The organism is Nocardioides glacieisoli (genome assembly GCF_004137245.1).
In the GTDB taxonomy this organism is placed as follows: domain Bacteria; phylum Actinomycetota; class Actinomycetes; order Propionibacteriales; family Nocardioidaceae; genus Nocardioides; species Nocardioides glacieisoli.
This window is the reverse complement of the sequence record NZ_SDWS01000013.1, coordinates 49,312-67,846: the sequence shown is the minus strand read 5'-3', so window position 1 is coordinate 67,846 and position 18,535 is coordinate 49,312. Positions and strand designations below refer to the sequence as shown.

19 protein-coding genes are annotated in these 18,535 nt (G+C 66.9%); 6 read left to right on the top strand and 13 right to left on the bottom strand.

The window, feature by feature from the left end; translation table 11 throughout:
* Positions 1–210: 210 nt before the first annotated feature.
* Both EUA06_RS20735 and EUA06_RS20730 read right to left on the bottom strand, forming a co-directional pair.
* Positions 211–453, bottom strand: coding sequence for a toxin (locus tag EUA06_RS20735; RefSeq protein WP_129479336.1), 243 nt, complete (start codon positions 451–453; stop codon positions 211–213).
* Complete coding sequence (locus EUA06_RS20730; protein WP_129479334.1) at positions 450–683, bottom strand: ribbon-helix-helix protein, CopG family; 234 nt, start codon at positions 681–683, stop codon at positions 450–452. Before EUA06_RS20730 ends, EUA06_RS20735 begins: the two co-directional genes overlap by 4 nt.
* Before the next feature lie 163 nt (positions 684–846).
* Here EUA06_RS20730 and EUA06_RS20725 point away from each other — a divergent pair, with 163 nt between their 5' ends.
* Positions 847–1,461, top strand: a complete 615-nt coding sequence (locus tag EUA06_RS20725) for a recombinase family protein (protein ID WP_129479332.1) — start codon at positions 847–849, stop codon at positions 1,459–1,461.
* 590 nt (positions 1,462–2,051) lie between these two features.
* Here EUA06_RS20725 and EUA06_RS20720 read toward each other — a convergent pair.
* From EUA06_RS20720 to EUA06_RS20710, 3 genes are all read right to left on the bottom strand, one after another.
* Positions 2,052–3,254 carry an alpha/beta hydrolase family protein gene (locus EUA06_RS20720; protein ID WP_165354479.1) on the bottom strand — a complete coding sequence of 401 codons (1,203 nt, stop codon included), beginning with the start codon at positions 3,252–3,254 and terminating at the stop codon, positions 2,052–2,054.
* A 98-nt stretch (positions 3,255–3,352) separates the two neighbouring features.
* Positions 3,353–4,162, bottom strand: a complete 810-nt coding sequence (locus tag EUA06_RS20715; RefSeq protein WP_165354478.1) for a DUF4386 domain-containing protein — start codon at positions 4,160–4,162, stop codon at positions 3,353–3,355.
* Positions 4,152–4,802 carry a DUF4386 domain-containing protein gene (locus EUA06_RS20710; protein WP_207208474.1) on the bottom strand — a complete coding sequence of 217 codons (651 nt, stop codon included), beginning with the start codon at positions 4,800–4,802 and terminating at the stop codon, positions 4,152–4,154. Before EUA06_RS20710 ends, EUA06_RS20715 begins: the two co-directional genes overlap by 11 nt.
* A 300-nt stretch (positions 4,803–5,102) precedes the next feature.
* Between EUA06_RS20710 and EUA06_RS20705 the strand changes: the two genes are divergently transcribed.
* On the top strand, positions 5,103–5,780 hold the full coding sequence (locus tag EUA06_RS20705; RefSeq protein ID WP_129479324.1) for a TetR/AcrR family transcriptional regulator: 678 nt from the start codon (positions 5,103–5,105) through the stop codon (positions 5,778–5,780).
* Between the two features lie 349 nt (positions 5,781–6,129).
* Here EUA06_RS20705 and EUA06_RS20700 read toward each other — a convergent pair whose 3' ends face one another.
* Positions 6,130–7,032, bottom strand: coding sequence for a transketolase family protein (locus EUA06_RS20700; RefSeq protein ID WP_129479323.1), 903 nt, complete (start codon positions 7,030–7,032; stop codon positions 6,130–6,132).
* Positions 7,029–7,739 carry a thiamine pyrophosphate-dependent enzyme gene (locus tag EUA06_RS20695; protein WP_129479321.1) on the bottom strand — a complete coding sequence of 237 codons (711 nt, stop codon included), beginning with the start codon at positions 7,737–7,739 and terminating at the stop codon, positions 7,029–7,031. Before EUA06_RS20695 ends, EUA06_RS20700 begins: the two co-directional genes overlap by 4 nt.
* A gap of 53 nt (positions 7,740–7,792) precedes the next feature.
* Between EUA06_RS20695 and soxR the strand changes: the two genes are divergently transcribed.
* Entirely contained in the window at positions 7,793–8,239 is a 447-nt protein-coding gene (gene soxR, locus EUA06_RS20690) for a redox-sensitive transcriptional activator SoxR (protein WP_129479319.1), read from the top strand.
* Between the two features lie 568 nt (positions 8,240–8,807).
* Here the strand turns inward: soxR and EUA06_RS20685 are convergent.
* The 4 genes from EUA06_RS20685 to EUA06_RS20670 form a co-directional block, all read right to left on the bottom strand.
* A complete protein-coding gene (locus tag EUA06_RS20685) occupies positions 8,808–9,104 on the bottom strand; it encodes an ankyrin repeat domain-containing protein (RefSeq protein ID WP_129479317.1) in 297 nt (98 codons plus the stop codon).
* Between the two features lie 333 nt (positions 9,105–9,437).
* On the bottom strand, positions 9,438–10,373 hold the full coding sequence (locus tag EUA06_RS20680) for an NAD(P)-dependent alcohol dehydrogenase (RefSeq protein ID WP_340640802.1): 936 nt from the start codon (positions 10,371–10,373) through the stop codon (positions 9,438–9,440).
* Positions 10,374–10,817: 444 nt separating this feature from the next.
* On the bottom strand, positions 10,818–11,450 hold the full coding sequence (locus EUA06_RS20675) for a response regulator (RefSeq protein ID WP_242498291.1): 633 nt from the start codon (positions 11,448–11,450) through the stop codon (positions 10,818–10,820).
* A gap of 19 nt (positions 11,451–11,469) precedes the next feature.
* Positions 11,470–12,630: a sensor histidine kinase gene (locus EUA06_RS20670; RefSeq protein ID WP_129479311.1), complete on the bottom strand. Its 1,161-nt coding sequence runs from the start codon at positions 12,628–12,630 to the stop codon at positions 11,470–11,472.
* A gap of 274 nt (positions 12,631–12,904) precedes the next feature.
* Here EUA06_RS20670 and EUA06_RS20665 point away from each other — a divergent pair, with 274 nt between their 5' ends.
* Entirely contained in the window at positions 12,905–13,579 is a 675-nt protein-coding gene (locus EUA06_RS20665; RefSeq protein ID WP_207208473.1) for a CPBP family intramembrane glutamic endopeptidase, read from the top strand.
* Positions 13,580–14,507: 928 nt separating this feature from the next.
* Here the strand turns inward: EUA06_RS20665 and EUA06_RS20660 are convergent.
* Positions 14,508–14,999 (bottom strand): GNAT family N-acetyltransferase, encoded by a 492-nt coding sequence (locus EUA06_RS20660; protein WP_242498290.1) that lies wholly within the window; start codon positions 14,997–14,999, stop codon positions 14,508–14,510.
* A 427-nt stretch (positions 15,000–15,426) separates the two neighbouring features.
* On the opposite strand from EUA06_RS20660, the gene EUA06_RS20655 reads away from it, so the two are divergent.
* Together EUA06_RS20655 and ppk2 are read left to right on the top strand one after the other, a co-directional pair.
* Positions 15,427–16,392, top strand: a complete 966-nt coding sequence (locus EUA06_RS20655) for an NAD(P)-dependent alcohol dehydrogenase (RefSeq protein ID WP_129479307.1) — start codon at positions 15,427–15,429, stop codon at positions 16,390–16,392.
* 274 nt (positions 16,393–16,666) lie between these two features.
* A complete protein-coding gene (gene ppk2 / locus EUA06_RS20650) occupies positions 16,667–17,551 on the top strand; it encodes a polyphosphate kinase 2 (RefSeq protein ID WP_422879781.1) in 885 nt (294 codons plus the stop codon).
* Between the two features lie 312 nt (positions 17,552–17,863).
* Here ppk2 and EUA06_RS20645 read toward each other — a convergent pair whose 3' ends face one another.
* Positions 17,864–18,364 carry a nucleoside deaminase gene (locus EUA06_RS20645; RefSeq protein ID WP_242498295.1) on the bottom strand — a complete coding sequence of 167 codons (501 nt, stop codon included), beginning with the start codon at positions 18,362–18,364 and terminating at the stop codon, positions 17,864–17,866.
* Positions 18,365–18,535 lie beyond the last annotated feature (171 nt).

Sequence of the window (18,535 nt, the reverse complement as noted above, 5' to 3'; positions counted from 1 at the left end):
CGGCCGCCGTCAGCGGACGAACCAGGGCTTCGCACAGAAACTCATGGTGCGGACTCTACGAGCGGCAGGCGACGTGTTGCCAACCGATTACTCGACGCTGTTGTGATCCACCCAGGCACCGCCGTACAGAACTTCGTACGGCGACGGTCGGAGGACTTGTCGACTGGATCGCCGCAAACGGATCCGCTTGTGGGTCGTGAGCCGCCCAGTTCAGGGGAGGAGATCCCAGTACTGCTTACGGGCCGGCATGGCGTGGATGACCATCTCGTCGCCGCTCTCAAAGATCAGGACGACGGTCTCGAGTAGGCGGGCCTGGGTGTCGAAGCCGAGCCGTAGTTCGCGGTGCGGCCAGTCCTCATCATCAATCGGCTCGAGCCAGAGCGGCCAGTCGGCTGCCTGAACTGCGTCCTCTAGGAGCACCCCGTGTCTGAGCGCGCTGTCGTGGACCTTCACGCCGCAGAGCTGGCCAGCGCCCTGCGGATTGCTTCGGATCTCGAGATGTGCTCTCGCTCGGCGATCGCGTCGACCGCAGCGAGCTCCTCCGCTGTGAGGCGTACTGCAACGACCTGCATCGGCTCGGCACCACGTCCGGGCCGGCCGCGTCCGCGGCGCTTCATCTCCTCGACGTCGTAGCCAGCTTCGGCTTCGTCCGCCCATTGCTGGATCTGCTCTTCGCTGACCATGGCCAAAATCGTATTACGAAAAGCGAGTCGAGGGAAGGAGCGGAGTGACGGTACTTGCGGGCCGGGGAAGAAGGGCAGTCCCTGGGGGTGTCGGGTTCGGCCCGACGCCCGAGCCGACCACATCCCGTGGCGTGGCCGGGCCAACCCCTTTGGGAGGTGCGCCATGAGCGCCCTACTTGTCGGGTACGCCCGATGCTCCACCGATCAGCAAGACCTGACCGCGCAACGAGACGGCCTGCTCGGCCTCGGTGTCGAGGCCGAGCGGATCTATGTCGACCATGGCCTGACCGGCACCAACCGCGAACGCCCCGGACTCCGCGAGGCACTGGCCGCCTGCCGCGCGGGAGACACCTTGGTTGTCACCAAACTCGACCGCCTGGCCCGGTCCCTGCCCGACGCTCGCGCGATCGCCGACGAGCTCACCACCCGGCAGATCAGCCTCTCGCTTGGCGGGTCGGTCTACGACCCGACCGACGCAGTCGGGCGGCTGCTGTTCAACGTCCTGGCCATGGTCGCCGAGTTCGAGTCCGACCTGATCCGACTACGCACGGTCGAGGGCATGAAGGTCGCCAAGGCCAAGGGTCGACTCAAGGGCAAGCAACCCAAGCTGAGCCGCAAGCAGGAGGCACACCTTGTGTCGCTGGTGCACAGCGGCGAGTACAGCACCCTGGAGGTAGCCGAACTGTTCGGCGTCGGACGCTCCACCGTCTACCGCGCCATTGAGCGTCAACGCACCGCTGCGAAGGCAGAACTGGCTGACGCCTCCTCACGACGCTAATCGCCACTCGCCGGCGTCCCGCAACTGACTCCCTCGCGGGACGCCGACGATCCGAACTGGGCGGAGCCGGTCACGCATCACGCCATTTCCGTAAGCGGTTCCCCTGGCGGGACGGCCGGAAACGGCGATGAGCGGTGGCAGCAACAGCCTCACAGCTTGCCCCATCGACCCCGGACACCATTGCCCCTTCCATCGTTGTTGCAACCTAGATGCAACAACACCAATCCGCAGCAATGCGGCTGCCGAATGACTCCTAGACGCAGTTCGCGAGCCCCTCGGTCGCCACTGTGCATCACCGGCGATCGATCAGCCGAACAGACTTTGCGACGAGACCCGCCGCCGCACCCTTGAGGTGACGTACTGCGAGACCACGTCGTCTTGCTTTGTCGGTCTCGCCAACCGTCTGTGATCAGTCTGGACCAAGACGAGTCGGATCGGCGGTGGGTGAGTCCCCAACGAAGGGGCAGGCGCACGTGCACTCCAGCGCCCCGACACTTGTCCTGACCCATCGTGTAGCACCCATGGGATTGGACGTCCGTCGGGGCCATCGCGACTGGACCGACTCGAGTCTCGGACCCCAACCCCAGCTGTCAGTATCCGCGGGTCCGAAGGTCGACTCCCGTATCGGGCGCTTCTCCATGCGACAACTCGGCCATGGCGGCCGGATCGGCGCGAAGCTCGGCCTGGAGAAACGCGGTGACGTAGTACTCGATCACGTCGTGCGCCCGAGCGCGCTGCCATCCTGGGTCGCTGCAGAAGGCGACAGGCATCAACCTCGCGACGAGCCTCACTGACTCGCATCGCCCCGCGAACACAAAGTGCTTGGCGTCGCGGAGACCTACCTCCACCTTGCGTCTGCTGGCGGTTCGGTCGAAGGTGGCGCGGGCTCCGGCGGCGTAGGGAGTGTCGCGGTCTCCGGTTCCTCCGATGGCCAGCACGGGCACGTCGAGCGCGGCCAGCCCGTCCCGGGCGAAAGGCGCAGAGTCGCCTGCCAACGACACGGCCGCCGCGACCCGGGAGTCGGACCAGTCCGGCCACAGGCCGGAGGGCACTTCGTCTAGCCCGGCGGCTGCAGCCATCGAGTCCAGCCGTGGCAGCAGTGCCTCGCAGAGAAACAGTCGGGGATCGGAGGACTCGAGGTCGCTGCATTCCTGGGTGAACCCGGCGGTGTCCAAGCGCGCGCCCGCCGATGCCTGGGCGGTGTAGCCACCGTAGGAGTGACCTACGACCGCCGCGCGGCCGGTCTGGAGCAGACCTTGCCAATCGCCACCGGGTCGGGCCTGCGCCTCGGCGAAGTCCAGAACGGTCGAGATCTCGCGAGGGCGAGTCACAGTGGACTGCCACAACTCACCAGGATTCAAGACCTCATCGTAGTCAGGAGAGAGCACCACGAACCCGTGGGATGCCAGGTGCTCGCCCAGCCACGCGTAGGTCGAGCTCGTGAGCGCAAAGCCCGGCGACAGCAGGACGGCGGGGTACGGGCCGTCGGAGAGATTGAAGGCCGCGTTGCGCGACGCACCGCCCTCCCAGGTGGCGACCGTGACCGGTGCGACCTCGCGGGCCACGCGCAGACCGAAGGCCTCCGTCCCGCCGGGGCGGTCGCGGTCGCTGAGGGCGGCCGGGTACCACAGGCGCAGGTCGATCCGCCGCTCCCCAGGCACGCTGATCGTCCTCGTCCCGACCGAGTAGCTTCCCGGGTCGCTGTAGTCCGAGCCTGACGGTGTGACGACTTCAGCGCTCGCGTCGCCGCCAGGGACCATCATAAGCATGAGCCGTGCGAGTGAGATGAGCACGGCGAGTGTCACAGCGGCGCCGAACCCAATCCTCGCCCCCCGGCTCCGCGGGGTGGACGATCGGCGCCGAGCCAAGGTCGTGTGCGCACGCCCGGTCATCACGGCGCCACCTGGTCGCGGTGGTTTTCGGCGGCCCAGAACCTGCGGTCGTCGACACCCTTGCCGAGGAGCCACACGGTGGTCGCAATTTCTGCCATGACGGTCGGCGCGAGGATCGCTGACGAGGCGGCGCCGTCGTAGGCCGGCACGAGGAGGTGCCAGGAGCTGTCGGTCAGGTAGCCGGCACCGGCCACGATCATCAGGACGCCAAGCCACGTCGGGAAGTAGGACGCTCTTGCCACGAGGTATCCCAGGATCGCCAGGTGCACGCCTCCGAACACGAGGGCGATCAAGTAGCCGTGGACGTGGCTGTCCATGGACATCGCAACGAGGGCGTCGCGCTGAGAGGTCGGCAGGGAGCCCGCGGCCCCGGCCGGGTCCAGCATCATGACGGCGTCCACCTGGTGGAGCAGGTTCATGCCAAGAATCGCGCACTGCACGATCAGGAAGGAGGAGGCGCCGAGCGCTAGCGTGCGGCTCACCGGTCGAAGGAGCACGTACAACAGGACGGCGATCCCGACCCCACTGATGACTCCGACCAGGTCCGCGGCGATGCCGATCCGGAAGAGCGCTTCGGAGTCCCCTATGCGGGCGGCCGTACCGCTTGGATTGGCTACATCGACCAGCCGCCCCCGAACCAGCTCGCTGAACAGCCCGCAAGTCGCGTTTACCAGGTAGAGCACCCCAGCGGTCCGCACGACAGCCCGTGGGCGCAGGGCCCGGGTGGAGTTGCCTACCGGGGTGATGTTGTCCGGGTGGGCGGCGGCCTGGACGGCCGCCTCTGGGGCGCTCGATGCTTTAGCGCTCACGGTTCGTTCCAGGCTGGACGCGGCCGCTGCGCACGACGAGCCAGACGGCCAGCGCGAACTCGCCGAAGAAGGTGACGGTAGAGACAACGATCGGGGTCTCCGAGAGCACAGAGCTGACCGTGTCGAAGGCGTAGCCCAGGCCGGCCACCACTAGCAGGACTCCGATCACCCGTGGGACGTAACCCGAGCGGTAGGCCAGGTAGCCGACGCCCACGAGGTGGACTCCGAAGAGGAACAGCCCGGCCATCCAGATGTCGTAATAGGACTCGATCCTTAGCAGCGCCAGCGCCTCGACCTGCTCGTCACCAAAGACGCCGCGATAGGCATCGTCGTTCAGCAGCTTCGGCACGCCGGCCAGTTGTGCGATCGCCACGAGGAACACGGCTGCGAAGGCCACGCGGAACCAGGCAGTCAATCGCGAGACCCAGCTGTCCACCGGTGCAAAGAACCTGAACAGGGCCCAAGCCGCCACGATGTCGAGCACGATGATGGCGTAGAGGCTCACGACTCCCAGGCGGAAAGTGCCTTCCGACGACGTCAAGTCGCCTGCAGTCCTTGCAGCATTCCCCGGCGTGACAACCCCGTCGATGGCGAAGAGGGCCCCGAAACCAGCCAGTCCCGCTATCAGCAGCAGTGCCACTCCCGCTACCTGGCCGGCTCGTCGGACAGCGCGCGTCGTGTCCTCGTCGGCGTACGTAGGCACCGAGCCCCGAGGGGGGGCCAGGTCAGCGGCGGAAGGGTCAGGAAGGCGTGACATTAAGGAACTCCTCGTTTGGTTTCGTACAGCGTATCGTACTTTGTATCAGCGCGGTGCCACCAACCCGCTTTCCGACGCGGAACCCGGCGTTGGGGTAGTCACAACGATCCTGCTAAAGCGCAGTCATCCAGTGCTGGGGTCGTATCGTACGGCGTACGGTACGGCGTACTATACGCTGGCTTTATGCCGCCTCGCCGTGCCCAGCGCAACACCCTGGACCGCGACAGGGTCCTGACCTCCGCAATGCTTCTGGCCGACCGCGACGGCCTCGACGCACTCACGATCAGGGGGCTGGCCGCCGAACTGGGTGTGCGCCCGATGGCGATCTACCACTACGTCGCATCAAAGGACGAGTTGCTGGATGAGCTGGTAGATCTCGTCTTCCGGGAGGTCTACGTGCCCTGCGGCCAGGACTGGCGCACGGAACTGTTCCAGCGCTCCACCTCGATGCGGGAGGCACTCGGGCGACACCCATGGGCGCTGCCGGTCGTGGACACGCGGTCTCATCCAGGGCCGGCCATGCTGGCCAATCACGAAGCGGTCCTGGACGTCCTACGTGGCTCGGGCTTCTCGCTCCAGGCGACTACGCATGCCTACGCGGTGATGGATGCGTACGTCTACGGGTTTGCTTTGCAGGAGGTGATGCTCCAGAAGGCCGGACTGCCCGACTCCGCGCCCAAGGGGCTGGAGGACATCACCCTCGCGCGCTTCCCACGCATCTCCGAGCTCGCGACCATCTACATCACCGCGCCGGTTTACCCCCTTTTGGCGTCCTTCGACATCGGCCTGAATCTCATCCTGGACGGCATCGGACGCTTCACTGACCTGTTCCCGGAACCGAAGGAGACCCCGGACCAGTGACCGTTCCGACGTTGAGCCCGCATCGCTGTCGCGCCACCGCGTGACTGTGCGCGGCCGTCGGGTCTTTGCTGCCTATGCGGGCCGGCGCACACCGCACGCATTAGCGCCGGTGCATTGCGCCCCTGGCGCCTCCTCGTGACCGGGCGTCAGCCCTGACCGTGCAGAAGCGTCAAGTGGGCACCCTCCCGGCGTAGGAGGTGCCCGGTCGGCGTCGTGCTCATCCTTCGCGGTGCCGGCGGCGTCCTTGTCACGGCGATGATGCCGGGGACGCCTCGACCAGCGACGCGCAATCCTGCCCGGCTCTTGGGGGCGACAAGGTGACGTCCACCCGCTGCGCCCGTCGGGAACCTCACGCCACCGCGCGGGCGCTGAGGAAGGCTGTGATCGAACGGCGGATGCCGGTGGGGTCGAGACCGTGGGCGGCGGCGTGCTCATCCGGGGTGCCGTAGCGGCGCAGCTCCGTGCGGCCGACGCCGAGGGCGAGCTGCCGGTGCGGTAGGTGTTGCAGCACCTCGGCAACCAGGTGGCTTGAGGTGCCGGCGAGGTAGGGCTCGACGAGCACCACGTCGGGGTGGTCGATCGACTCGCGCAGGCCGCGCGAGTCGAACGGCCTGACGGTGCTGGCATAGAGCACCGTGACGTCCAGGTCCGAGACGGCCGCCAGGACGGGATCCAGCATCGGGCCCACCGCGACGACCGTCGCACGCGAGCCCTTGCGTACGACGTGAAAACGTCCCGGCGTAACGGGGAAGGCGACGGAGTTCTGTGCGGCGTGCACGCGGACGTACTCGCGTCCGGACCCGGCCACCGCCCACCGCAGCACAGCGTCCACCTCGTCGGGATGACCGGGGACGTGGATCCCGAAGCCGGGCACGGTGTCGATCAGCGAGACGTCGCCAGGCGCCTGGTGGGTGCGCCCACCAGACGAGGTGTCGAACGAGGCTCCGCACGAGACGAGCACTCCGCCCACGTCCTGGTGTCCGAACCCGAGCTTCACCTGTTCGAACGCGCGCTCGATGAGGAATGAGGAGAACGTGTGGAGGATGGGACGCATCCCGGTCAGTGCCAGGCCCGCGCCGACGCTGACGAGCAGCTGCTCCCGGATGCCGACGTTAATGATGCGGTCTGGGTGTCGGCGCTCGGCGGCGCCGAAGAACTGTCCCGAGATCTCCGCGTACACCACCGCGACTGACCGGTCCTTCTCCACCAGCGACACGGCGGTGTCGGCAAATACGCGACGGGGGTCTCTCATGAGAACTTCTCCTCCACTGCGGCGACCACGGCGGTCGGACGGTCAGTACGGCGGGACAGGGCAGCCGCGAGCTGCTCGTGGTCGCGGCCATCCACCGACGTCACGTCCCAGCCCTCGGTGGCGAAGCGAGCAGCGATCCGGCCCGGAACGCGGTAGGAGGTCGAAGCGTTGTCGACGACGACGACGGTGAGATTGCCGAGCCCGAGCGCAGCCGCGACCTCCATCGCCTCGTGGTTGCTGCCCTCGTCGAGCTCCGCGTCACCGACCAGCACGACAACCCGGGCGTCCAGCGCCTGAGCGCGGAGACCGACGGCGGAACCCACCGCCATTGGGAGCCCGTGCCCCAAGGAGCCGCTCGAGATCTCGACACCGGGAACGAGGGTTCTGTCCGGGTGGTGACCCAGCGGGGAGTTGAAGGAGCCCCAGCTGTCCAGCCATTCGACGGGGAAGTAGTCGTGCGCGACGAGGGTGGCGTAGTAGGCCATCGGACCGTGGCCCTTAGACAGGTAGAAGCGGTCGCGGTGTGGATCCTGCGCGGTGTCAGGGGAGACTCGCAGCACACGGTCGTAGAGAACCCACACGACATCGAGCGTGGAGGTGGCCGCGTTGCTGTGCTTCTCGTCGCCGGTCATCCGGGAGAGCAAGGCGGGAAGGTCGTCGAACCCGAACCCAGTGCGGGTATCGGTCCGCGCCGTAGCGGTTGTCATGACTGCACGATGCAACTTGAAGTTCTCTTGAGGTCAACTACTAGGATCGGATCATGACGGACTTGACGATCGGGCAGCTTGCTGAGCGAGCCGGCGTCGCCCCTTCGGCCCTGCGCTTCTATGAGTCCGAAGGCCTGATCGAGTCCAGCCGCACTGCGGGGAACCAGCGTCGCTACGCCCGGGCCACCCTGCGCCGAGTGGCGTTCATCCGGTCCGCACAGCGGGTGGGCCTCAGCTTGGACGAGATCCAGAACGCGCTGGGCTCGCTCCCCGAGGGGCGCAACCCGACCAAGGCTGACTGGGCGAGGCTCTCCCGATCCTGGCGCCCACGGCTCGATGATCAGATCGAGCGTCTCGAACGGCTGCGAGACAACTTGGACTCGTGCATCGGCTGTGGTTGCCTGAGCCTAAGGACCTGCGCTCTCTACAACCCTGGCGACGTCCTCGCCGAACGCGGGCGCGGCGCGGTCAACCTCGAGCCGCGGACGCACCGGGGTTGAGTGGGTCGAGGGGCGCCGTGCACCTCGGCCCACGTCACCGGGCGAAAGCCCCTAGAGCGTGGCGGGCCCGGCCAGGACGAGGTCCAGCCCGAAGTCGAACTTGTCTCTGAAGTCGTAGCCCGGCTGCATGATCGATCGATCGCGAACTCGACCAGGTGCGGGTAGTGATCGGCCGGCATGGCGACCACGATCGCCGCAGCCAGGTCACCCTTCCGCTCCCCACGAGCGGCAAGTCCGCCTTCTGCACCGCGAACCCGATGGTGAGGGCGTCGAGCGGCGCGAGGGCGTGCCCGGCATCGGAGAACCCGTCGGAGCGCAGGCAGCCGAGCAGGGCGTCGTGGTGAGCTAGCGTCGCCGGACCGGGGGTGCTGCTGGAGTCCAGCAGCCCGACGCCGGGTACGCGGCCCTGCTGCTGGGCGCCGGTCTGGACGCACTCGAGGTGGTAGACCTAGCCGCAGCGAGTGGCGCGGTCCTCCTGGCGGCCGGGGGACTGTTCGAGGTCGCCTACCCCCGGTGCGTCTGTTGGCCCGGGGGGCAGACGAGACGTCCGTGGTGGAGCTTCGCCCCGCTAGCCTGCGCCCAGCGATCTCAGACGATGCTCGATCGCGGGCAGCACTGACCGCCGAGCCGCCTCCAACGGCGTGATCTGGTCAGCAATTGAGACGAGGGTCGGGTCCGCGCCAGAGTCCAGCAGCAGGTCCGCCACGGTCTCGTGGCGAGCCAAGATCGCTGCGACCAGTGCCGTCTCCTGGAACTCCGGGTGCGCGTAGTCCACATCGACACCGGCCTGGACATGGAACCGAACCAGATCGACGTCGCCCCGGCAAGCTGCGCCAAACATGTCCTTCCAGTCACCACCAGACATGACGATCCTCTGGACGCCTGGAGGAACCACCGTCGGCGCCGTCCGGGTCGCGAGCCCCGGACGGCGCCTTCTGGGGGCCTGCCGCGCGACTAGGGGTTGCCGCGCCGGCAGGGATCAGCGCAGCAGGCTGCCGCGCTGAGGTCGGGTGGGTGCGCAGTGCTGAGCGTGTCGGCGAGTGATGTCGTCGCGTAGCAGGGCCATTGGGTTTCTGCTGTGCAATCGCCAAGAGGGCTGTGTGTAGAAGACCGTTCGACGGGTGCTCCATGGCTTGGGTCCACGGCACAGAGTCTCGGGTCACGCCCCAGCAACGAAGGCTGTGCGCGGCAATGATGTTCATGAGGGTCGATCCCCATCCTGGTCGTCGATTCGGAGAGCGATCTTGCCGGCGGTCGAGCCGGAAGTGAGTTCTTCGAGCGCATCGCGGACCCCTGCGAGAGGGAACGACGCATGGATCCGGGGCCGGAGTCCCCCCCTGCTCGCCAGGTCGGCAAGGCGAGCGAGGTCTGCGGAATCGGTGCGGACCAACAAGTTGACGAAGCGCTGCGATCGCAGCGCCATTCGAACCTGGTAGGCGAATGGGCGTTCGAACCCGCCAGTCCACTTGGCGCCGGACTCGTTGCCCACGAAGACGAGCGTTCCCCGAGGGGCGAGCGATGCCCGGAGGTCCGACAACTTCCTACCCCCGGCCACATCGAGGATGACGTCGTACCGGGTGCCTTGCAACAGCGGATCGGTCACGCGGTAGTCGATGATCCTGGCGGCGCCCAGGTCGGCTGTGAACGCGGCCTTGCTGCCGCTGCAGACAGCAGTAACTTCGGCGCCGCTGAGCGCCGCCAACTGGACGGCAAAGCTCCCGACACCGCCTGCGGCGCCGACGACCAGGACGCGACACCCGACTCCAGTGTTCGTCGTGATGCCCGCAGCGTCCAGTGCTTGGAGAGCAGTGAGGCCCGATTCGGCCGTTACCGCGGCCTGCGCGTCGGTGAGCTCGGGCGGCGCCGGGGTGAGGTGGCTCGCCTTGGCCACCGCGTACTCCGCGAACGAGCCGCGGGCGATACCGAACACTCGCTGCCCAAGCTGGAAACCACTCACCCTGGACCCGAGCTGGACCACGTCGCCGCAGACGTCCATGCCAGGGGTTGCGCGTCGAGGTCGCCTCAATCCGCCTACGAGCCGCACGATATATGGGAGTCCGGTCATCATGTGCCACACGCCGCGCGATACGCCGGCCGCACGCACGGCCAGAAGCACCTCGTCTGGGCCTGGCATGGGACGTGCGGTCTCTGCGACGTACAAGCGGGTGGGGCCTCCGTAGCGGTGCTGCACGACCGCAGTCATTCGGGTGGGCAACACAGCTCCGGCTGAGGCGTCGTCCAGGCTGTCAAGCGTCAAGGGGCAGTCTTCTCGAGTCATACCGTACATCGTATCGTACATCGTATTCACGCTCCTCCCGTGCACCACGCAACACCCTGGACCGCGACAGGGTCCTTACCTCCGCAATGCTTCTGGCCGACCGACGGCCTCGACGCACTCACGATTAGGGGGCTGGCCGCCGAACTGGTTGTGCGCCCTCCGGTGTGGCGACTACATAGCTGCTGCGGCGACCTGCGCGCCTCTTCTCGGTTGAGTCGCAAATCGCTGCCGCGCATGCCGGCGAACTCTTCGGGCGTAGCGGGAGCGCGCCTTGCGCGTTCATGCCTTGCCAGACCTCCGCTAGAGCTCGAACACGTTGCAGCGGTAGGCCATCACGATGGCCTGCGCTCGGTCCCTAACCTCGAGCTTCTGCAGCAGCCTGGTCACGTGGGTCTTCACGGTGGTGTCGCTGATGAAGAGCTGCCGTCCGATTTCAGCGTTGGAGAGACCCGCTGCGATGAGGCGAAACACGTCCATCTCCCTGGCGGTGAGGGTCTCGATCGCACTCGGTGGCAGCTCTCCCCGGTTCTGCGTGAAGTGCGCGATGACACTCCGTGTCACCGCAGGAGACAGCAGTGCATCTCCGGCTGCGACGATCCGGACCGCAGCAATCAGCTGCTCGGGAGGTTGGTCCTTGAGGACGAACCCGCTGGCACCAGCGCGAAGCGCTTCGTAAACGTGGTCGTCGTGGTTGAAGGTGGTCAGAATCAGGACTCTGGCGTCCGCATCGGCAGCGAGGATCCGCCGTGTCGCCTCGAGGCCATCGAGCTCGGGCATGCGGATGTCCATGAGCAGGACATCCGGCCGACAGCGAGCGGCCTGTGCGACGGCCTCGATACCGTTGCCTGCCTCAGCGACGACGTCGATGTCCGGCTCTTCATCGAGCAGCATGCGCAGGCCGGCCCGCACCATCACCTGGTCGTCAACAATCATCGTTCGGATCATCACGACGTCACCTGGGTTCCAGTGGGAGTCGGGCTCGCAGGGCGAACCCACCCGACTCCGTGGCACCGGCGGTCATGGTGCCGCCGTAGAGCTTGACCCGCTCACTGACCCCGACCAGACCATGGCCCAAGCCGTCCGAGGCAGCCGGTCCCTCACCGTGGTCGAGGATCTCGAGCTCGAGGTCGTGCATGCCGTACCGGAGATGGACCTCGGCGTGACGGGTGTGTGCGTGCTTGATGACGTTGGTCAGGCCCTCCTGGGCGATCCGATAGGCGGAGAGGTCCAGACCGGGCGACAGCTGCACGGGCTCGCCGTGGACCTTCAGTCTGGCGTCAAGGCCCGCAGCGCGTACGTCGTCCAACAGCGCCTCGATCTGGTCCAGGCCCGGTTGGGGTGCACGGTCATGGTGGTCGCCCTCGCGACGCATGGCGTCAAGCAGCCGACGCATCTCGGTCAACGCGTTCCGGCCGGCCTCCTCGACGTTCTGCAGGGTGTCCCGGCTCACCACGTCCTCGGCCGGCAGCCGGTGCCGCAGTGCGCCCACCTGGAGGACCATGACGCTCACGGCGTGGGCCACGACATCGTGGAGCTCACGGGCGATGCGGGCACGCTCCTCGGCGACCGCCACTCTTCCTTCGTTCTCACGCTTCCACTCGGCCCTCGCTGCGCGCTCCTCGGCGGCCTCGGTCTGTTCGGTGCGCTCGTGCAGCGCGAAACCCACCAACCACCCCACAGCGAACAGGCCAGGGACGAAGAACAAGTCGCCGACGGTATGGGCCGGGTCCTGGTAGATCACGGTCACCGCCGAGGCCACCACAACGGCCAGTCCGACCCGAGCCTGCCTCCGATCTCGAAGGTCCCCAAGGAGCACGGCAGCGATCATCCCGACGATGGAGACCGGCGCCTCACCGACGACCAGCGAACCGTCCACGATGGAGAGGACAGCGCTCAGCAACCACGTCCCTGCCGGAATCAAGAACGGAGCCCGGTGGCGAAGCAACAAGGAGAGGGTCATCACGACGACCGCAACCATCTCGACACCCAGACGGACACCGTCGGGTCGAGAGCTGTCGGCCTGCGTCGAGATCGTCAGGGCTGCGGCACACGCCAGGATCACAATGACTGCATCCAACCCGTGACTGACGAGAAAGGTCCGCAGCCGCTTCACCCGGCCAACGTATCGCCGCACCCGGTCCGCACACCTCCTCCGCTGGTAGGACACCCACTCACCAGTTGGTCGTGCGGCCGCGACGGCCTTCGGACGACGCGGTCACGGCTCGACTGCTCCTAGCGTCGTCAGCATGAGTTCGCCCCACAGCGCCACAGTGCCTCCCGCCCCGCCGCCGATCGCGGAGAGAGCGCCCCACGGCGCCGGTGCCTCGTCCCTACCGCAGTACTCGCCTCGTCGTGTCCTCGGCACCTGGGCAGTGGCAGCTCTGCCGATGGCAATCGGCGCCTGGGTCGGAGCCCCACTCCTGGCCAACAGCTTCGAGGGTCCCAGCGCTTGGCCACGGGCGATCCTGCTCTGCCTCACCGCCGGCATGGTCTGGCAGTTCATCTTCGTCATGCTCGCTGTCCACCGCGAGCACGGATCGCTGCGGTGGTCGGTGCTGAAAGACGCGCTCTGGCTGCAGGCGCCGCAGAGCCCTCGCAGCCGTCGCCGAGGTGGCCGACTCTGGTGGCTGCTCGTCCCTCTGATCCTGGCGGTGGCCGCAACCGAGGAGATCCCGAAGATACCGTCGCCGAGCCACCGCGACCTCGCGACCTTCCTCCAGTCAAACGCCGGCCAGGACTTCTTCTCGGGGAACTGGCCGTGGTTCGCCCTGACCATCACGATGATGATCTTCAACACCGTCCTCGGCGAAGAGCTCCTCTTCAGAGGCCTCCTCCTGCCCCGCATGCGGGGAGCGTTCGGCCGCTGGGACTGGCTCGCCAACGGCGTCCTGTTTGCCGTCTACCACCTGCACACACCATGGTCCATCCCGGGCAGCCTCATCGACACGCTCATCATCTCCTACCCTGCCTCCCGGTATCGCAGCGCACTGATCGGCATCTGCGTGCACAGCGTCCAGACCGTCGTCCTCGGCGGACTGCTCCTGGTGTTGGTACTCCGATGACCGCCGCTCCGCGCCTCGGACTTGGCCACCGGCCACACGAACTCCCGCTGACAACGGCCTGCTCGGGAGGGAGGTGCGTACCAGTCAAAAGCACGAGAGCTAGATCGTTCCACCGGCCGAACGAACACGACCCTGAAGCCGATCAGCCGTCGCTGGACGCACAGTGAGGTCGGTTGCGGCGCTGTGTGTACTTCTTTCCCTCTCGTTCGGTGTGATCCGCGCTGCGAACGTGGCTACCGCCGCAGAGCCCGAGCCGGGACTCCTCGGGTTCTTTGAGGGCGGCTGGTGACTTTGGAGAATTCATTTCCCACGAACACCTACCGAGTCGCGAGGCCGGGCGTCCGCGTGCGCGCTGCCGCGATGCTCGCCGCACCCGGCGTTCTGGCATTCACCGTTCCGCCGCTCGGCTTCGTGGCCTCATTCCTCTTGCCCGTCCTCTCCCCGCGGGTGCGGTCCCGTCTCTGGCCTCGCACCTCCCCGGTCGCGGGGCACCTCTGCGGAGCACTAGCATTGGCAGGTCTCTGGCTGCCCGCGCTGCTGGCTCTGGCGTCCAGCGGCCGGCTTGGCCTTGAGGCCACCGCTTGGCTCATCGTCCCGCTGTGCGCCCCCTCAGGGGCCGCGCTGATGGTCCCGGCAGTGCTGGCGACGTTGACCTACCTGGTTGGTCTCACCTTCAGCCTCGGTTCAAGTAGTCCGTGGCCGTGGGTGATTGGCGCTTGGGGATCACCTGTCGCCTACTGGGTCGCCAGCAGTTGGTTCGTCGACTTTTGTGCGTTGCTTGAGCCCCGCAGGGCTTTGCTGCTTCGTTTGGCGACGTCTACGAGCGGGTGCGCACTCTGCCGCTGTTGGACGGGCCGCTACGCCAAATTGGCCACACTCGGGGACCGTGCGCGTGCGTGACGGGCGGCGCTCACCGCAAGCAGATCCATCAGCGGAGCAACTGGTGCTTGAGCCCCTCGTGCGAGGCGACGAAACCGAGACGGTCGTAGAAGCGGTGCGCATCACCTCGTGACTTGTCGGTGGTCAGCTGGACGAGGGCGCAGTTGCGACGGCGTGCCTCCTCAATCGCCCACTCGAACAGCGACGCACCCAGGCTGCGGCTGCGGTAGTCGTGCCGAACCCGCACCGCTTCGATCTGAGCGCGGAGCGCACCGCGCCGAGCGAGCCCAGGCAGGAAGCTCAGCTGCATGGTGGCCAGGACCTGCGTGCCGTCGGTTGCGACGAGCAGCAGGTGAGTCGGGTCGGCGTCTATAACGCCGAACGCGTTCAGGTAAGACTGCAGGTCGTCGTCAGTGGTGACCCCGTCGCGGGTCGCGCCGAGCTGGTCGGCTGCCAGTAGGTTCACGATCGAGGGGACGTCCTCCGCGGTGGCTTGCCGCAGCGCTACCGTCACGTCCTGCAAGGGCAGCTGCGCTAGCACCGTCACACTGTCATGGTGCCGTATCGCTGCCCGGCCGCAGGAGCAGGGACCAGCGACATCCGTCCCGAAGGACGAGCGGCACGCGGAGCGGCCACAACGGGATCCCTCTGTGGCACGGCCCGCGTGCCGATCCGCATGCGCGGTGATGCGGCGTCACATGAACTCGGCTCGTGCGAGTCGATCAACCACGCCGTAGGCCGTTCGGCCCGTGGACGGTTCGATACAGGCGACCGGCGACTCGGTTGGCGTCACTCGAGACCCCGCGGCATTGCGCCCGAGGGCCCAGCCCAGCCCCGCAAGACGTCGATCCCGCCGCCGGCTCGTTCCGTGACGATCCGGTCGGGCGAACGCACACACCTCCCAACGGCTGCTCCAGACCCGTAGCATCGGTGTGACCGAGCGGCGTCGGCCGCAGACAGGGGTCCCGATGCAAGCTGTCATCCAGGACAGGTACGGCCCGTCGGACGTCGTCCGGTTGGGCAAGCTCCCGGATCCCGTCCCCGCCGCCGACGAAGTTCTGCTGCGAGTCCGCGCAGTCTCCTTGAACGGCTCAGACCGGGAGAACTTGGCGGGACGCCCGGCGTACGCGCGGTGGTCCAACGGCCTACGCCGACCGCGGCAACCGGTTCCTGGATCCGACGTCGCGGGCGCCGTGGTCGCGGTCGGCAGTGCGGTCACGGAGTACGCCGTGGGCGACGAACTGTTCGGCGAGCTGGCCGGATACCGGGGCGGGCTTGCCGAGCTCGTCTGCACGCGACCCAAGCTGTTGGCCCGCAAGCCCGACTGGCTGTCGTTCGCGGAGGCCTCGACGATCCCACAGGCGGGCGGAATCGCGCGCAGGGCAACTGCAGATGTCCGGCCGGGAGATCGGGTTCTGGTCAACGGCGCGGGTGGCGCCGGCGGTGTATTCGTTGTCGAACTGGCCAAGCATGCCGGTGCCGAGGTGACGGCGGTCGACCGTGCCGACAAGGCCGACTTCCTGCGCGAGATCGGGGCCGACCGCACGATCGACTTCGCCACCGAGGATTGGGCCGACGAGCACGACAGCTACGACCTGATCGTAGATCTTGTAGCCCATCGCTCGCTGTTTCGCGTGCATCGCGCCCTGCGGCGAGGCGGGAGGTACGCGATGGTGGGCGGCCTGGCCAGGATCCTGCTGGGCACCGCGCTCGCCGGCCCGCTGGTCAGACGTGCCACCGGGAAGAAGGTCGGCGTGCTGATCGTGCCCCAGTCGCGAGCCGAGCTCGAGGCGGTGACCGCCCTCGTCGCCCAGGGCGCCGTCACGCCGCGGATCGACCGCGTGTACCCACTCCGCGATGCCCCAGCAGCATTCGCCCGACTCGCTGCCGGGGAAAGCCGGGGCAAGCTCGTGCTCGAAGTGTCCGAGGGCTGACAATCGGTGGCGGCGCCGCGACCTGCCCACCCATGTCGAAGCGGGACCGAATGGCACAAGGCCCGACGGTCACCGCGGGGGGTCTGCTCGGATGTAAGCCGTGCACCTGCCCGCGTCCACTCCTCAGTGAGTCTCCGATACCGGTCGCGGGAACCGGGTGGGACTGCTGCAGAACGGACGACGCAGACACCTATCCGTGCAGCAGTCCCTAATGCCCTGGGGTGGTGTGGTGTGGCGAGGCCGGGTGCGGTCGAATGTGTCCATGCTGGAACATGTGAATCTGCGCGAGTACATCGATCAGTTGCGCAGCGAGGGTTACACGGTGCGCGGGAGCAAGGACGAGGATCCGGTCCTGGTCGCCCCCAACGGCAGTGCCGTGGAGACCTGGCGCCAGGACTATCCCTACGACGAGTTGATCGACCGTGAGCTCTACGAGGAGGAGAAGTACCGCCTGCAGGTGGAGCTACTCAAGTTTCAATACTGGTCAGAAGACGTAGGGGCCAAGCATGTCGTCGTCTTCGAGGGGCGGGACGCGGCTGGCAAGGGTGGGACGATCAAGCGGTTCATGGAGCACCTGAACCCCCGCGCAGCACGGGTCGTTGCTCTGAACAAGCCGAGCACTACCGAGATTGGCCAGTGGTACTTCCAGCGCTATGTGCGGCACCTACCGACCTCGGGTGAGATTGTGCTGTTCGATCGGTCCTGGTACAACCGCGCGGGGGTCGAGCGGGTCATGGGATTCTGCAGTGATGAGGAGTACGCCATCTTCATGCGACAGGCCCCTGAGTTCGAGCGGATGCTGGTGGAGTCGGGCACGACCGTGACCAAGTTGTGGTTCTCGGTGACGCGCAATGAGCAGCGGACCCGGTTCGCGATCCGGCAGATCGACCCGGTGCGGCGGTGGAAGCTCTCACCGATGGACTTGGAGAGTCTGGATCGTTGGGAGGACTACACCGCGGCGAAGGAGGCGGTGTTCGAGCACACCGACAAGCGACGGGCGCCGTGGTGGGTGATCAAGAGCAACGACAAAAAGCGAGCTCGACTGAACGCCATCCGGGCCTTCCTCAATCAGTTCGACTACGACGAGAAGGACACCACCGTCGTTCGACCACCCGACCCACAGATCGTCACCCGCGCCAAGCGGACCGTCGAGGAGTGAGCGCACGTCGAAGGTGACGGTTACCGGCGAGCCGGATGTCAGCGCCGAGTCCACCCACTGTGACGAGGTGCTGACGATGACTCCGCGAGCCAATTGGCTCGCGGAGCGTGTCACAGAGGGATCGCCTTTCGGGCACGGCGGACGATCCACCCGGACGTCGGTGAGCTGGAAGCGACATCGGCGCACATCGTTCGGTCTTTCGGGTCGCCCCAGTCTGCAGCCAAATACGAGAACGTCCCGCCGATCACCTACATCGAGTCTCGCCAGACACCGGTGCTGCAGGATACTCGCAGTAGCTGAAATGAGTGCGACTCAAAGCGCAGCGAGCCCCGCCGCCCACCGGCGCATCCCAGCGGGGCCATTGCCCTCGGCGTAGCGCCCGAACAATCGCTGCGAGCGACTGCGATGGAATCCGGAGCGGATGTCACCAGGTCGAGAGAAGAACGGTTGCTCGACCGGCGGCAGCCACTTGGACAAGAGGTCGACGCCTCCGTCATTCGGAGACTCCAATGCGTAGTAGACCTGCCCGACGCCAAGAGTGATGGCCGCGCCAAGGCACATCATGCAAGGCTCAAGATTGACCGCCAGCACAAGTGGCTCCTCCGCCCGACGTAAGCCGAGTTTCACATCGGCCTGTTGAAGCGCGAGCAGATCGGCATGCACGATCCGCCGTCCGAGAGTCCGCTCCTGGGTGAAGGCCTCGCCGAGCACACGGTCGCCACTCAACACGACCGCGCCGATCGGCATCTCTCCGTCAGCCAGCCCTCGCTCGGCGACGTCCAGGGCCAGCGCCACGGCATCTTCCGGCGTCATCACCCGGACCATGGTGCCCCAAGGAGGGCACTGTCACGCGGAGCGTGGCCAGTATGGATTTCGCACTGGCACGCTCCGCGAGCCGATCCCGCCGTGGATTGCGATTAACCATGTGCTTCGCCCCCGAAGGTCCGGACCATCTGGTCCGGGCCTTCGTGCATCTCACACGAC

Coding starts and splice junctions, on each gene's coding strand:
- EUA06_RS20645 (WP_242498295.1), bottom strand. CDS start 18,364: ATGACGCCGGAAGATGCCGTGGCGCTGGCCCTGGACGTCGCCGAGCGA.
- EUA06_RS20685 (WP_129479317.1), bottom strand. CDS start 9,104: ATGTCTGGTGGTGACTGGAAGGACATGTTTGGCGCAGCTTGCCGGGGC.
- EUA06_RS20665 (WP_207208473.1), top strand. CDS start 12,905: ATGGCAATCGGCGCCTGGGTCGGAGCCCCACTCCTGGCCAACAGCTTC.
- EUA06_RS20695 (WP_129479321.1), bottom strand. CDS start 7,739: ATGACAACCGCTACGGCGCGGACCGATACCCGCACTGGGTTCGGGTTC.
- EUA06_RS20675 (WP_242498291.1), bottom strand. CDS start 11,450: ATGATTGTTGACGACCAGGTGATGGTGCGGGCCGGCCTGCGCATGCTG.
- EUA06_RS20655 (WP_129479307.1), top strand. CDS start 15,427: ATGCAAGCTGTCATCCAGGACAGGTACGGCCCGTCGGACGTCGTCCGG.
- soxR (WP_129479319.1), top strand. CDS start 7,793: ATGACGGACTTGACGATCGGGCAGCTTGCTGAGCGAGCCGGCGTCGCC.
- EUA06_RS20700 (WP_129479323.1), bottom strand. CDS start 7,032: ATGAGAGACCCCCGTCGCGTATTTGCCGACACCGCCGTGTCGCTGGTG.
- EUA06_RS20705 (WP_129479324.1), top strand. CDS start 5,103: ATGCCGCCTCGCCGTGCCCAGCGCAACACCCTGGACCGCGACAGGGTC.
- EUA06_RS20680 (WP_340640802.1), bottom strand. CDS start 10,373: ATGCCAGGCCCAGACGAGGTGCTTCTGGCCGTGCGTGCGGCCGGCGTA.
- EUA06_RS20725 (WP_129479332.1), top strand. CDS start 847: ATGAGCGCCCTACTTGTCGGGTACGCCCGATGCTCCACCGATCAGCAA.
- EUA06_RS20730 (WP_129479334.1), bottom strand. CDS start 683: ATGGTCAGCGAAGAGCAGATCCAGCAATGGGCGGACGAAGCCGAAGCT.